The following is a 15,417-nucleotide window of genomic DNA, read 5'->3' on the forward strand; positions in this document are numbered from 1 at the left end:
ATCTTACTTACATTTGGCCTATTTGTCTGACTAGTGCAAGCTGGTCGGATTTGTGGTAAAATAGATAAGATATGACAAAAGAATTTCATCATGTAACGGTCTTACTCCACGAAACGATTGATATGCTCGACGTAAAGCCTGACGGTATCTACGTTGATGCGACTTTGGGTGGAGCAGGCCATAGCGAATATTTATTAAGTAAATTAAGTGAAAAAGGCCATCTCTATGCCTTTGACCAGGATCAGAATGCCATTGATAATGCGCAAGAACGCTTGGCACCCTATATCGAAAAAGGGATGGTAACCTTTATCAAGGATAACTTCCGTCATTTACAGGCACGTTTGCGCGAAGCTGGTGTTCAGGAAATTGATGGAATTTGTTATGACTTGGGAGTGTCTAGTCCTCAGCTGGACCAGCGTGAGCGTGGTTTTTCTTATAAAAAGGATGCGCCGCTGGACATGCGGATGAATCAGGAAGCTAGTCTGACAGCCTATGAAGTGGTGAACCACTATGACTATCATGACTTGGTTCGTATTTTCTTCAAGTATGGTGAGGATAAATTCTCTAAACAGATTGCGCGTAAGATCGAACAAGCACGTGAAGTCAAGCCAATCGAGACAACGACTGAGTTGGCAGAGATTATCAAGTCGGCTAAGCCTGCCAAGGAACTCAAGAAGAAGGGGCATCCTGCCAAGCAGATTTTCCAGGCTATTCGAATTGAAGTCAATGATGAACTGGGAGCAGCAGATGAGTCCATTCAGCAGGCTATGGAGATGTTGGCTCTAGATGGTAGAATCTCAGTGATTACCTTTCATTCCTTAGAAGACCGCTTGACCAAGCAATTGTTCAAGGAGGCTTCAACGGTTGAAGTTCCCAAAGGTTTACCTTTCATTCCAGATGATCTCAAGCCCAAGATGGAATTGGTATCCCGTAAGCCAATCTTGCCAAGTGCAGAGGAGTTAGAAGCCAATAACCGCTCGCACTCAGCCAAGTTGCGCGTGGCCAGAAAAATTCACAAGTAAGAGGAAAAAATGGTAGATAAGAAAGAAACAACCAGTCAATTCTTGCAGAATCGTATAAAAAAATTCTCACGTGTGGAGAAGGCTTTTTATCTTTCCATCGCTTTTACGGCACTCGTTTTAGCAGTGAGCATTATCTTTATGCAGACACGACTCTTGCAAGTGCAAAGTGATTTAACAAAAATCAATGCGCAGATAGAGGAAAAGAAGACAGAGCTCGATGATGCTAAGCAGGAAGTGAATGAATTGATTCGTTCAGAGCGCTTGAAAGAGATTGCAGATAAAAAAGATTTGAAATTGAATAATGAAAATATCCGAACAGCGGAGTAAGATATGAAATGGACAGAAAAAATAACCCGATTTGCGATAAAAAATCGTAAATCTCCAGCAAAAAACCGTAGGATAGTTGGTAAGTACCTCAGCTTTGTAGCTGTTGCCCTTTTCGGCCTCTTTTTGGCCAATTTTGCTTATATTATCGCAAAAGGTAATATATTTGGTACTGACTTGGTAAAAGAGGCTAAAAAGGTTCACCAAACAACCCGAACAGTTCCTGCCAAACGTGGGACTATCTATGACCGAAATGGAGTGCCTATCGCTGAAGATGCGACCTCTTATAACGTGTATGCTGTTATTGATAAAAAATACAAGTCAGCAACTGGAAAAATTCTTTATGTAGAGGATTCGCAGTTTAATAAGGTAGCTGAAGTCTTCCATAAGTATTTAGACATGGATGAAGCTTATGTGAAAGAGCAATTGGCTCAACCAAATCTGACCCAGGTTTCCTTTGGTGCAAAAGGAAATGGGATTACCTATGCCAATATGATGGCTATTAAAAAAGATTTGAAAGATGCTAGTGTGGAAGGAATAGACTTTACAACTAGCCCTAACAGAAGCTACCCAAATGGACAATTTGCTTCTAGTTTTATTGGGTTAGCCCAACTTCATGAAAATGAGGACGGCAGTAAGAGTTTATTAGGAACTTTTGGTCTGGAGAGTTCGTTAAATACCATTCTTGCTGGGACAGACGGTATTATTACCTATGAAAAAGACCGTGTAGGAAATATCGTACCCGGTACAGAACAGGTAGCGCAGCAGACTGTAGATGGCAAGGATGTTTATACAACATTGTCTAGCCCGCTCCAATCTTTCATGGAAACTCAGATGGATGCCTTTCTGGAAAAAGTAAAAGGTAAGTATATGACCGCGACCTTGGTCAGTGCAAAGACCGGTGAAATCCTTGCTACCACCCAACGACCTACCTTTAATGCAGATACTAAGGATGGTATCACCAAAGACTTTGTTTGGCGTGATATTCTTTATCAAAGTAATTACGAACCAGGATCAGCCCTGAAGGTCATGACGCTAGCAGCTTCTATTGATAACAATACCTTCCCAGGTGGAGAATACTTCAATAGTAGTGAATTAAAAATAGCGGATGCGACAATTCGAGATTGGGATGTTAATGATGGTTTGACGACTGGTGGGATGATGACTTTCTTACAAGGTTTCGCTCACTCCAGTAATGTTGGAATGAGTCTACTTGAACAAAAAATGGGAGATGCTACTTGGTTGGATTATCTAAACCGCTTTAAGTTTGGGGTTCCGACGCGTTTTGGTCTGACTGATGAGTATTCAGGTCAATTGCCTGCAGATAATATTGTTAATATTGCCATGAGTGCATTTGGTCAGGGGATTTCTGTAACGCAGACCCAGATGCTACGTGCTTTTACAGCCATTGCCAATGATGGGGTTATGTTGGAGCCTAAATTTATTACGGCCTTGTATGATCCAAATGATCAAACCGTTCGTAGATCTCAAAAAGAAATCGTAGGAAATCCCGTTTCGAAAGATGCAGCTAGCCAAACTCGTACTCACATGGTCTTGGTAGGAACGGATCCTATATATGGAACTATGTATAATCATAGTACAGGAAAAGCAACTGTCAATGTTCCAGGACAAAATGTAGCCCTCAAGTCTGGTACGGCTCAAATCGCTGACGAGAAAAATGGAGGCTACTTGGTTGGTTCTACCAACTACATTTTCTCGGTTGTGGCTATGAACCCTGCTGAAAATCCTGATTTTATCTTGTATGTAACGGTTCAACAGCCTGAACATTATTCAGGAATTCCGCTTGGGGAGTTTACTAATCCAATCCTTGAGAGAGCTTCAGCTATGAAAGAATCTCTGAATCTTCAATCTCCAGCCAAGAATTTAGATCAAGTGACGACAGAATCTTCTTATGCAATGCCTAGCATTAAGGATATTTCACCTGGTGATTTGGCGGAAGCCTTACGCCGAAATATTGTGCAACCAATCGTTGTAGGTACTGGAACAAAGATTAAAGAGACTTCTGTAGAAGAAGGGACCAATCTTGCACCAAACCAACAAGTTCTCCTTTTATCGGATAAGGTAGAAGAAATTCCAGACATGTATGGCTGGAAAAAAGAGACTGCTGAAACCTTTGCTAAATGGTTGGATATTGAGTTGGAATTTGAAGGTTCAGGTTCCGTCGTTCAGAAGCAAGATGTTCGGACTAATACAGCTATCAAAAACATTAAAAAAATTAAATTAACTTTAGGAGACTAATATGTTTATTTCTATCAGTGCTGGAATTGTGACATTTTTACTAACTTTGGTAGGAATTCCAGCCTTTATCCAATTTTATAGAAAGGCGCAAATTACAGGCCAGCAGATGCATGAGGATGTTAAACAGCACCAGGCAAAAGCTGGGACTCCTACAATGGGAGGTTTGGTTTTCTTAATTGCTTCTGTTTTAGTTGCTTTCTTTTTCGCCCTATTTAGTAATCAACTCAGCAATAATGTTGGTATGATTTTATTTATCTTGGTTCTTTATGGTTTAATCGGATTTTTAGATGACTTCCTCAAGGTCTTCCGTAAAATCAATGAGGGCCTTAATCCCAAACAGAAATTGGCTCTTCAGCTTCTAGGTGGCGTCATTTTCTACCTTTTCTATGAGCGTGGTGGCGATATGCTTTCTGTCTTTGGTTATCAAGTACATCTAGGGATTTTCTATATTGTCTTCGCTCTTTTCTGGCTAGTTGGTTTTTCAAACGCAGTGAACTTGACAGATGGTATTGACGGTCTGGCTAGTATTTCCGTTGTGATTAGTTTGTCTGCCTATGGCGTTATTGCCTATGTGCAAGGTCAGATGGATATCCTTCTAGTGATTCTTGCCATGATTGGTGGTTTGCTCGGTTTCTTTGTCTTTAACCATAAGCCTGCTAAGGTCTTTATGGGAGATGTGGGAAGTTTGGCTCTCGGTGGAATGCTGGCAGCTATTTCAATGGCTCTCCACCAAGAATGGACTCTCTTGATTATCGGAATTATTTATGTCTTTGAAACAACTTCGGTTATGATGCAAGTCGGCTATTTCAAAATGACTGGTGGTAAACGTATTTTCCGTATGACGCCTGTGCATCACCATTTTGAGCTTGGAGGATTGTCTGGTAAAGGAAATCCTTGGAGCGAGTGGAAGGTTGACTTCTTCTTTTGGGGAGTGGGGCTTCTAGCAAGTCTCCTGACCCTAGCAATTTTGTATTTGATGTAAGAATGGCACCCTGATATTTCAGGGTGTTTTTGCTGTTTAAAAAATATTGGTCAATTAAAGTCAAAACCCTTGACCTTTTCTGACTAATGTAGTATATTATGAACGTAAGGTAAATGAAAACCTTACTAAAACACTTGTTTAAAGTAAAATAGAAAGAGGTGGGGTCTATGTTTAATCTAGAAATCTTCAGAAGTAAAGATAGTCTACTCCTGCTTGAAAAAGAAAAACCAGAAATAGTACGTAGAGTAGCAATCTAGCTAGTCTAAATTTTTTAAGATAAAGGTCAAAGATAGTCAATATCAGTAATCATAACTAAGTAAATAAAAAGAGGTAAAGAATATGAACAACAACTTTAATAATTTTAACAACATGGATGATTTATTTAACCAATTGATGGGTGGTATGCGAGGATATAGTTCTGAAAATCGCCGTTACTTGATTAATGGACGTGAAGTCACACCTGAGGAATTTGCTCACTATCGTGCAACTGGTCAATTGCCAGGAAATGCAGAAACTGATGGACAAATGAAACAACAGTCTTCAGGTATGAAACAAGACGGTGTCCTTGCAAAACTAGGTCGAAACTTGACAGCAGAAGCACGTGAGGGCAAGCTGGATCCTGTTATCGGACGAAACAAGGAAATTCAAGAAACATCTGAAATCCTCTCACGTCGTACCAAAAACAATCCTGTTTTGGTTGGAGACGCAGGTGTTGGTAAGACAGCAGTTGTCGAAGGCCTAGCGCAAGCCATTGTGAATGGCGATGTTCCAGCTGCCATTAAGAACAAGGAAATTATTTCTATTGATATCTCAGGTCTTGAGGCTGGTACTCAATACCGTGGTAGCTTTGAAGAAAATGTCCAAAATCTAGTCAATGAAGTGAAAGAAGCAGGAAATATTATTCTCTTCTTTGATGAAATTCACCAAATCCTTGGTGCTGGTAGCACTGGTGGAGATAGTGGTTCTAAAGGGCTTGCGGACATTCTCAAGCCAGCTCTCTCTCGTGGTGAATTGACAGTGATTGGAGCGACAACTCAAGATGAATACCGTAACACCATCTTGAAGAATGCGGCTCTTGCTCGTCGTTTCAACGAAGTTAAGGTCAATGCTCCTTCAGCAGAGGATACTTTTAAAATCCTTCAAGGAATTCGTGATCTCTATCAACAACACCACAATGTTATTTTGCCAGATGAAGTCTTAAAAGCAGCAGTGGATTATTCTGTTCAGTATATTCCTCAACGTAGTTTGCCAGATAAGGCTATCGACCTTGTCGATGTTACGGCGGCTCACTTGGCAGCTCAGCATCCAGTAACAGATGTTCATGCTGTTGAACGTGAAATTGAGGCAGAAAAAGACAAGCAAGAAAAAGCAGTTGAGGCAGAAGATTTTGAAGCAGCTCTAAACTATAAAACACGCATTGCAGAATTGGAAAAGAAAATCGAAAACCATACAGAAGATATGAAAGTGACTGCAAGTGTCAACGATGTGGCTGAATCTGTAGAACGTATGACGGGTATTCCAGTATCTCAAATGGGGGCTACGGACATCGAACGTTTGAAAGATATGGGTCATCGTTTGCAGACGAAAGTTATTGGTCAAGATAAGGCCGTTGAAGCAGTAGCAAAAGCTATCCGTCGTAACCGTGCTGGTTTTGATGAAGGTAACCGTCCAATCGGTAGCTTCCTCTTTGTAGGTCCTACTGGTGTTGGTAAGACTGAGTTGGCTAAACAATTGGCTCTTGATATGTTCGGAACGAAAGATGCTATCATCCGTTTGGACATGTCAGAATACAGCGACCGCACAGCCGTATCTAAATTGATTGGTACAACTGCAGGTTATGTTGGTTACGATGACAACAACAATACCTTGACAGAACGCGTCCGTCGCAATCCATACTCAATCGTCCTTCTCGACGAAATTGAAAAGGCTGACCCTCAAGTCATCACCCTTCTCCTTCAAGTTTTGGACGATGGTCGTTTGACAGATGGTCAAGGTAACACTGTCAACTTCAAGAATACGGTGATTATCGCAACTTCAAACGCAGGCTTTGGTTACGAAGCTAACTTGACAGAAGATGCGGACAAACCAGAATTGATGGATCGTTTGAAACCTTACTTCCGTCCAGAATTCCTTAACCGTTTCAATGCTGTCATCGAATTCTCACACTTGAGCAAAGAAGATCTTTCTAAGATTGTAGACCTTATGTTGGTTGAAGTTAACAAGACGCTTTCTAAGAAAGACATTGACTTGGCAGTGAGCGAAGCTGCTAAAGAATACATGACTGAGGAAGGCTACGATGAAGTCATGGGTGTTCGTCCACTCCGTCGTGTGGTTGAACAACAAATCCGTGACAAAGTCACAGACTTCCACTTGGATAACCTTGATGCTAAACACCTAGAAGCTGACATGGAAGATGGTGTTTTGGTCATTCGTGAAAAAGCCTAAGACAAAATTATGAGCATAAAAAAGAAGGAGCCAGCTGAAAAAACTGGTTCCTTTTTTGTGTTTAGATGACATGACGTTCAAAAGCATCGTCTGAAATCCCTTGTTCTAGGATGAGTTTTGCCCATTCTTTAGCAGAAAAGAGGCTGTGGTCCTTGTAGTTGCCGCAAGATTCGATGGTTGTTCCAGGGACGTCTTCCCAAGTAGTAGTCTCAGCGATTTCCTTGAGCGAATCCTTGATAACAGCCGCAATTTCAGCGCTGGTATGGCGCCCCCACATAATCATGTGGAAGCCTGTGCGGCAACCAAATGGTGAACAGTCAATCATGCCGTCGATGCGGGTACGGATGAGCTTGGCTAAAAGGTGCTCGATAGTGTGAAGGCCAGCAGTAGGGATAGAGTCTTCATTGGGTTGCACTAAGCGAATATCATAATTGGAGATGATGTCTCCCTTTGGCCCTGTTTCTTCCCCGATCAAGCGAACATAAGGTGCTTTAACAATGGTGTGGTCAAGTTCAAAACTTTCAACAATAACTTCTTTTGACATGGTAAATCCTTTCAGTTTTCTTCTTTCATTATAACACAAAGCTGGCTCCTGAGACAGAGAGAAAACCTCTCCGAGAGTGGAGAGGTTGAAATCTTTATTTACGATACAAGCGGTCGTATTGGTAGTAAGGGTCAAAGGTTACATTGATACCCAATTTGCGAAGGACATTCTTGTCTTCATCGGTTAAGATGATGGTTGAGTGAGCTTCGCTTCCTTTGAGGTTGCCAAGTTCTTCCATAGCACGAGCAGCATCAGGATTTTCTGTAGCTGTGATAGCAAGTGCAATCAGGATTTCATTTGAATGCAGGCGTGGATTGCGGCTGCCGAGATGATCGATTTTAAGACCTTGGATTGGCTTAACAACTTCAGGTTCGATTAGTTTTACTTCTTTAGCGATGTCAGCTGATTTCTTGATGGCGTTGATAAGAGCAGCGGCTGTAGGACCAAAGAGTTCGGAGTTCTTACCTGTGACGATTTCCCCATTTGGCAATTCAAGGGCTAGGGCTGGTCCGCTAGTTTCTTCTGCTTTTTGACGCGCAACGACAGCAACCTTACGGTCTGCAGGTGTGATACCGAGGTCATTCATAAGCAACTCGATTTTCTTGACAGCAGCTTCGCCAACTTTTTCGGCTTTAAAATCAAGAACAGTTTGATAGTAACGGCGTATGATTTCTTGTTTAGAGGCTTCGACAGCAGCCTCATCATCTGTAATAGCGAAACCAACCATGTTGACACCCATGTCTGTCGGAGAAGCGTATGGAGATTCGCCAAGGATACGTTCTAACATGCGCTTGAGCACTGGGAAAATTTCGATATCACGGTTGTAGTTGACAGTAGTTGCTCCGTAGGTTTGGAGATGGAAAGGATCAATCATGTTGACATCATCAAGGTCTGCTGTAGCAGCCTCGTAGGCCAAGTTGACTGGGTGATGAAGGGGAAGATTCCAAACTGGGAAGGTTTCAAATTTAGCGTAACCAGACTTGATGCCATTGATTTGGTCGTGGTACATATTGGACATACAGGTTGCCAATTTTCCAGAACCAGGTCCAGGAGCGGTTACGACGATCAAGTTACGACTGGTTTTGATGTAGTCGTTTTTCCCCATACCTTCTGGAGAAATGATATGATCCATATCTGTTGGATATCCTTTGATTGGATAATGAAGATAAGAGTCAATTCCGTTTTTCTCAAGTTGATTGCGGAAGGCATCTGCAGCGGGTTGGCCAGCGTACTGTGTGATGACCACTGAGCCGACAAAAATTCCCAGCTCATTGAATTTGTCAATCAAGCGAAGAACTTCTTGGTCATAAGAAATGCCCAAGTCACCACGTGCTTTAGAATGTTCGATGTTGCTAGCGTTAATGGCAATCACAACCTCAACTTGTTCTTTCAATTCTTGCAAGAGCTTGATTTTGTTGTCAGGCTCATAACCAGGAAGAACACGAGCAGCGTGGAAATCTTCTAACATTTTGCCACCAAACTCCAAGTAGAGCTTGCCGTCAAATTGGTTAATGCGCTCCAAAATGTGATCGCGCTGTAGATTCAAATATTGTTCAGAACTAAAAGCTTGTTTTTTCATTTTTTTACCTCTGACCTCTATTATAATAAAAAATTGGAAGTTAGGAAACTATGGAGTTGAAAAAGAAAGTAAAAAGATTAGGCAAACGCTTGCACAAAATTCTGAAAAACGCTATCATAGACTGTAGATTATGAAAATAATGAGGTAAGAAGATGCAAGAAAAATGGTGGCACAATGCCGTAGTCTATCAAGTTTACCCTAAGAGCTTTATGGATAGTAATGGAGATGGAATTGGGGATTTGCCAGGAATTACCAGTAAGTTAGACTATCTAGCCAAGTTAGGAATTACAGCGATTTGGCTTTCTCCAGTTTATGACAGTCCTATGGATGATAATGGATATGATATTGCTGATTATCAAGCGATTGCAGCTATTTTTGGGACCATGGAGGATATGAACCAATTAATCGCAGAAGCTAAGAAACGTGATATTCGTATCATCATGGACTTGGTGGTCAATCATACCTCAGATGAACATGCTTGGTTTGTCGAGGCCTGTGAAAATCCTGATAACCCTGAGCGAGATTACTATATTTGGCGGAATGAACCCAATGATTTGGAGTCTATCTTTAGCGGGTCTGCTTGGGAATATGATGAAAAGTCAGGTCAATACTATCTCCACTTTTTCAGCAAGAAACAGCCTGATCTCAACTGGGAAAATGAAAAACTTCGTCAGAAAATTTATGAGATGATGAACTTCTGGATTGATAAAGGGATTGGTGGTTTCCGTATGGATGTTATTGACATGATTGGGAAAATTCCTGACGAGAAGGTAGTGAATAATGGTCCCATGCTCCATCCCTATCTCAAGGAAATGAATAAGGCGACCTTTGGAGATAAGAATCTCTTGACAGTGGGAGAGACCTGGGGAGCAACGCCAGAGATTGCTAAGCTCTACTCGGATCCAAAGGGACAAGAATTGTCTATGGTCTTCCAGTTTGAACATATCGGTCTTCAGTATCAGGAAGGTCAGCCTAAATGGCACTATCAAAAAGAGCTGAATATCGCTAAGTTAAAAGAGATTTTCAACAAATGGCAGACAGAATTAGGAGTTGAGGACGGTTGGAATTCCCTCTTCTGGAACAATCATGACCTCCCTCGTATCGTCTCTATCTGGGGAAATGACCAAGAATACCGTGAAAAATCTGCCAAAGCCTTTGCTATCTTGATTCATCTCATGAGAGGGACTCCTTATATCTACCAAGGTGAGGAAATTGGGATGACCAACTATCCGTTTGAAACACTGGACCAAGTAGAAGATATTGAATCCCTCAACTATGCGCGTGAGGCTCTTGAAAAAGGCGTTCTGATGGAAGAAATCATGGACAGTATCCGTGTCATTGGACGTGACAATGCCCGTACCCCTATGCAATGGGATGAGAGCAAAAATGCTGGTTTCTCAACAGGTCAACCTTGGTTGGCAGTGAATCCAAACTATCAAGCAATCAACGTTCAAGAAGCGCTGGCAAATCCAGATTCTATTTTTTATACTTATCAGAAACTGGTTCAAATCCGTAAGGAGAATAGCTGGCTGATTCGAGCTGACTTTGAATTGCTTGATACAGCTGACAAGGTCTTTGCCTATATTCGTAAAGATGGCGACCGTCATTTCTTAGTTGTGGCTAACTTGTCCAATGAAGAGCAAGACTTGACCGTAGAAGGAAACGTCAAATCGGTCTTGATTGAAAACACCGTGGCTCAGGAAGTCTTTGAAAAACAAATCTTAGCTCCATGGGATGCTTTCTGTGTGGAAATGACTGACTAAAAAGTGAGAACCTCAAGCTTATAGAGTTTGAGGTTTTGCTAAAAGTTTTTTAGAGAATTCTTTTAAATAGATTTTTTAGAATTTTCTAAAAAATCTGTCAAAAGCTCTTGCTTTTATAATAAAATAGGGTATAATAGTGAAAATACTATTTTGAAGGAGATTATTTATGCAATCGAAAAAGTGGCTCTTAGGAGCGGGAGTGACCTTGAGTGCGGCCCTTCTTTTGGCAGCTTGTGGTAAAAGTGATAAGAAAGCAGATGCCCCGAGGAGCTTTTCTTATGTTTATGCAGTGGATCCGTCTTCCTTGGATTATAGCGTTACGAGTAAAAGTTCTACTTCTGACGTGATTGGTAATGTTGTTGATGGTCTTTTAGAGAATGATAAATATGGGAATCTTGTTCCGTCTTTAGCAGAGGATTGGACTGTTTCAACCGATGGTTTGACTTACACTTACAAACTTCGTAAGGGGGTGAAGTGGTATACTTCTGAAGGAGAGGAGTATGCAGAAGTTAAGGCGCAGGATTTTGTTACAGGTCTGAAGCATGCAGCAGATGCTAAGTCAGATGGTCTTTCTTTGATTGAAAAATCAATCAAAGGTTTGGAGGCTTATGTTAGTGGTGAGACCAATGATTTTTCAACTGTAGGTGTTAAAGCTCTTGATGATTATACGGTAGAATATACCCTTAATAAACCAGAAAGTTTTTGGAACTCTAAAGTAACAACAGCAACCATGCTCCCTGTAAATGAAGAATTTTTGAATGCAACAGGCAAGGATTACGGAGCGCCAACCCCATCAAGTATTCTTTACAATGGTCCATATTTTTTGAAATCTTTGATTTCTAAATCTGTGATTGAATATGAAAAAAATCCTAACTATTGGGATAAGGAAAATGTCAAGATTGATAATGTAAAATTAACATTCTATGACGGATCAGATCAAGAATCCCTTATCCGTAGTTTCGCTACAGGAGCATATAATACAGCGAGACTTTTCCCAAATAGTTCAAGTTTTGCTTCTACCAAAGAGAAATATGGAGATCAGATTATTTATAGCCCTCAGGAAGCAACTAGTTATTACTTTACTTTTAACGTAAATCGTCAATCATATAATAAAACAGCCAAGACAGATGAAGGACAAAAGCTTTCTACAAAAGAAGCCATGCTGAATAAAAATTTCCGTCAAGCAATTAATTTTGCCTTCAATCGCCACGCCTATACAGCTCAATTAAACGGTGAAGAGGGTGCGGATAAGATTATTCGTAATAGTCTAGTGCCAGATAATTACGTTCAAGTAGCTGGGAAGACCTTCGGACAGTTGGCTCAGGATGAACTACTGAAATATGGAGAACAGTGGAAAGATGTGACTCTCACAGATGGTAAGGATACAATTTACAATCCAACAAAGGCCAAGTCTGCATTTGAAAAAGCGAAGTCAGAATTGCAAGCTAAGGGAGTGAGTTTCCCGATTCATCTAGATGTGCCAGTAGAACAGACAGATGTAGTTGCGGTTCAACAAACCAATTCGCTAAAACAATCAATTGAAGAAACGCTTGGAACGGAGAATGTGATTATAGATGTTCTTCAAATGACAGATAATGAGAAGGAAAGTATTACTTCTCAAGCTAAAGTTCCAACCCAAAAAGATTATGATTTGAACGGAACAGGTTGGGGACCAGATTACCAAGATCCAGCAACCTATCTCAATATTTTAGATGCTAAGAAGGGTTCTGCCTTGAAACATCTAGGTATAACAAAGGGCAAGGATCCTGAAGTTGTGGCAAAAGTTGGCTTGGATGAATACAAGAAGCTCTTGGATGATGCGGCTTCTGAGACAAGTAATCTTGATAAACGATACGAAAAGTATGCTAAAGCACAGGCTTGGGTTACTGATAGTTCACTTCTTATTCCAGTTGCTTCTTCAGGGGGCTCTCCTATGGTTAGTCGTACTGTTCCATTTACCAAAGCTTATTCACAGGTCGGTATTAAGGGGGATCCATTTATTTTTAAAGGAATGGAACTTCAAAATGATATTGTGACAACTAAAGAGTATGATGCGGCCTTCAAAAAGTGGCAAAAGGAAAAACTGGAATCGAATGCTCAGTATCAAAAGGATTTAGAAAAGCACATAAAATAACGTGAATGAGATTCTTGCTTTCGTTAGGTTATCAGTTAATTCATTGATATTTAAATGATAAATCGCATAAAAACAAGGGAGGACTGTATGAAAGACAGAAATCCTTTGTTTTTTTATGACTAAAGTTTATAAACTTTCATTCTAGAAATTCAATTAACTTTACAAATTCCCACTATTTTGGTAAAATAAACCTATGTTATAAAAACTAACATAAAGGAGAAAGAAGATGACTACAAAAAAGCGTATCCTTAGTGCAGGTCTGACTGTTGCAGCTGCCTTGCTGTTAACTGCTTGCGGACAATCAGGTTCAGATACAAAAACTTACTCATCAACCTTTAGTGGAAACCCAACTACATTTAACTACTTATTAGACTACTACGCTGATAATACAGCTATTATTACTAACCTAGTTGATGGTTTGCTTGAAAATGACAACCACGGAAACCTAGTTCCATCTTTGGCAGAGGACTGGTCTGTTTCAAGCGACGGTCTGACTTATACCTATAAACTGAGAAAAGATGCCAAATGGTTTACGGCTGACGGTGAAGAGTATGCCCCAGTCAAGGCACAAGATTTTGTGACAGGTATCAAATACGCAGTGGATAATAAATCCCAGGCCATTGACTTGATTCAAAACTCGATCAAGGGCTTGAATGATTATATTACAGGAGTGGATTCTGATTTCTCTAAGGTTGGGGTGAAGGCCATTGACGACCAGACTGTTGAGTATACTTTGGCACGCCCAGAACCTTACTGGAACTCAAAAACAACCAACAGTATTCTTTTCCCGGTAAATGAAGAGTTTTTAAATTCAAAAGGGAAAGATTTTGGTACCCTATCTCCAGATAGCATTCTCTACAGCGGACCTTATTTGTTAAAAGATTTCACATCAAAATCATCTATCGAGTATGTGAAGAATCCGCATTACTATGATCATGACAAAGTATCAATTGAACACGTAAAATTGGCTTATTTTGATGGTTCAGACCAAGAATTGACCATCCGTAACTTTGAAAGTGGAGCTTATTCTATCGCTGGGGTTTATCCGAATAGTTCTAACTTTGCTAAGACCAAGGAGAAATATAAGGATAATATCGTCTATAGCTTGCAGGACAAGACTTCTTGGTATTTCAATTTCAACGTCAACCGTAAGGCCTACAATCACACTGCTAAAACGACAGATGAACAGAAGAAGTCAACTGAGACAGCTGTCTTGAACAAGAACTTCCGCCAAGCAGTTAACTTTGCCTTGGACCGTACAGCCTATTCTGCTCAGTCAAATGGGGAAGAAGCGGCTAGCAAGACCCTTCGTAACACCCTAGTGCCTCCTACATTTGTTCAAGTTGGAGACAAGACTTTTGGAGAAGTAGTCGCTTCTAAATTGGTCAACTATGGCACAGAATGGTCAGGTATTAACTTGGCAGATGCTCAGGATGCCTATTTCAACAAAGAAAAAGCCCAAGCAAAATTTGCAGAAGCTAAAAAAGAATTGGCAAGTCAAGGTGTGACTTTCCCAATTCACTTGGATGTTGCAGTTGATCAGACAAGTAAAAATGCTGTGACAGGCATGAACTCTGTTAAGCAGACCCTTGAGTCAGTTTTAGGTGCTGATAACATTGTCATTGATGTTCAACAACTTTCAACGGATGATTTTAATAATGTAGCCTTTTTAGCGCCAACACCAGCTGATCGTGACTATGATTTGAACTTTGATGGTTGGGTAGGTGACTACCAAGATCCGTCAACTTATCTTAATCCTTTCAATGCAGAGGATGGGTTCTACCTCAAGATTTTTGGTTTAGATGCTCAAGAAGATAAAGCTAAGATTGCTAGCTTGGGGCTTGATACTTACACCAAGATGCTCAAAGATGCAGACAGTGAAAATAAAGATGTAGCCAAACGCTATGAAAAATATGCTGAAGCACAGGCTTGGATGATTGACAATTCTCTGATTATGTCAGCCATGTCAAGTGGTGGAACAGCTTCTGTAACCAAAGTAACGCCATTTACAAGAGGCTATTCACTGGTCGGCATCAAGGGTGATGGCAATAACTACAAGTACATGAAACTGCAAAAAGATACTGTGACAACCATACAGTTTGAAGAAGCTAAGACTAAATGGGAGCAAGAAAGCAAAAAAGCAATCGAAAAAGCTCAAAAAGAAGCAGAAAATCATGTTAAATAAAGATGAGCGAGGTTCCGTAAGGGGCCTCGTTTTAATATCTATATAGTAAATTTATTGATGTAATTGGTTGCAAGTTAAAAAGAATGTTTCGGAAAGAAGATGAAAACGCCTTACCTAAGCGGATTTATCTCACAAGTGTATTTTTTTGTGATATAATAAAATGAAATAAAAATTGATAAT

Annotated in this window: 10 protein-coding genes; 8 read left to right on the forward strand and 2 right to left on the reverse strand. The window is 40.5% G+C overall.

Annotated features, from left to right (window positions below):
* Positions 1 to 71 precede the first annotated feature (71 nt).
* The 5 genes from rsmH (at position 72) to N8O43_RS06660 (ending at position 7,032) form a co-directional block, all read left to right on the forward strand.
* Complete coding sequence (gene rsmH, locus N8O43_RS06640) at positions 72 to 1,022, forward strand: 16S rRNA (cytosine(1402)-N(4))-methyltransferase RsmH (protein WP_238095662.1); 951 nt, start codon at positions 72 to 74, stop codon at positions 1,020 to 1,022.
* Positions 1,023 to 1,031: 9 nt separating this feature from the next.
* Positions 1,032 to 1,349: a cell division protein FtsL gene (gene ftsL / locus N8O43_RS06645; RefSeq protein WP_000227824.1), complete on the forward strand. Its 318-nt coding sequence runs from the start codon at positions 1,032 to 1,034 to the stop codon at positions 1,347 to 1,349.
* A 3-nt stretch (positions 1,350 to 1,352) separates the two neighbouring features.
* A complete protein-coding gene (gene pbp2x / locus N8O43_RS06650; RefSeq protein WP_261089812.1) occupies positions 1,353 to 3,605 on the forward strand; it encodes a penicillin-binding protein PBP2X in 2,253 nt (750 codons plus the stop codon).
* 1 nt (position 3,606) lies between these two features.
* Complete coding sequence (gene mraY, locus N8O43_RS06655; RefSeq protein ID WP_000470817.1) at positions 3,607 to 4,587, forward strand: phospho-N-acetylmuramoyl-pentapeptide-transferase; 981 nt, start codon at positions 3,607 to 3,609, stop codon at positions 4,585 to 4,587.
* 339 nt (positions 4,588 to 4,926) lie between these two features.
* A complete protein-coding gene (locus tag N8O43_RS06660; RefSeq protein ID WP_261089813.1) occupies positions 4,927 to 7,032 on the forward strand; it encodes an ATP-dependent Clp protease ATP-binding subunit in 2,106 nt (701 codons plus the stop codon).
* Positions 7,033 to 7,093: 61 nt separating this feature from the next.
* Here the strand turns inward: N8O43_RS06660 and N8O43_RS06665 are convergent, their stop codons facing one another.
* Positions 7,094 to 7,576 (reverse strand): S-ribosylhomocysteine lyase, encoded by a 483-nt coding sequence (locus N8O43_RS06665; protein WP_000032547.1) that lies wholly within the window; start codon positions 7,574 to 7,576, stop codon positions 7,094 to 7,096.
* Positions 7,577 to 7,670: 94 nt separating this feature from the next.
* Complete coding sequence (locus N8O43_RS06670; protein WP_261089814.1) at positions 7,671 to 9,155, reverse strand: DUF1846 domain-containing protein; 1,485 nt, start codon at positions 9,153 to 9,155, stop codon at positions 7,671 to 7,673.
* A gap of 152 nt (positions 9,156 to 9,307) precedes the next feature.
* Between N8O43_RS06670 and N8O43_RS06675 the strand changes: the two genes are divergently transcribed.
* From N8O43_RS06675 to N8O43_RS06685, 3 genes are all read left to right on the forward strand, one after another.
* Complete coding sequence (locus N8O43_RS06675) at positions 9,308 to 10,918, forward strand: glycoside hydrolase family 13 protein (RefSeq protein WP_261089815.1); 1,611 nt, start codon at positions 9,308 to 9,310, stop codon at positions 10,916 to 10,918.
* A gap of 166 nt (positions 10,919 to 11,084) precedes the next feature.
* Positions 11,085 to 13,052, forward strand: coding sequence for a peptide ABC transporter substrate-binding protein (locus N8O43_RS06680; protein ID WP_049544886.1), 1,968 nt, complete (start codon positions 11,085 to 11,087; stop codon positions 13,050 to 13,052).
* Between the two features lie 226 nt (positions 13,053 to 13,278).
* A complete protein-coding gene (locus N8O43_RS06685) occupies positions 13,279 to 15,237 on the forward strand; it encodes a peptide ABC transporter substrate-binding protein (RefSeq protein WP_261089816.1) in 1,959 nt (652 codons plus the stop codon).
* Positions 15,238 to 15,417: the final 180 nt, after the last annotated feature.

Origin of the sequence: Streptococcus mitis (assembly GCF_946190335.1) — a bacterium.
GTDB classification, from domain to species: domain Bacteria; phylum Bacillota; class Bacilli; order Lactobacillales; family Streptococcaceae; genus Streptococcus; species Streptococcus mitis_CH.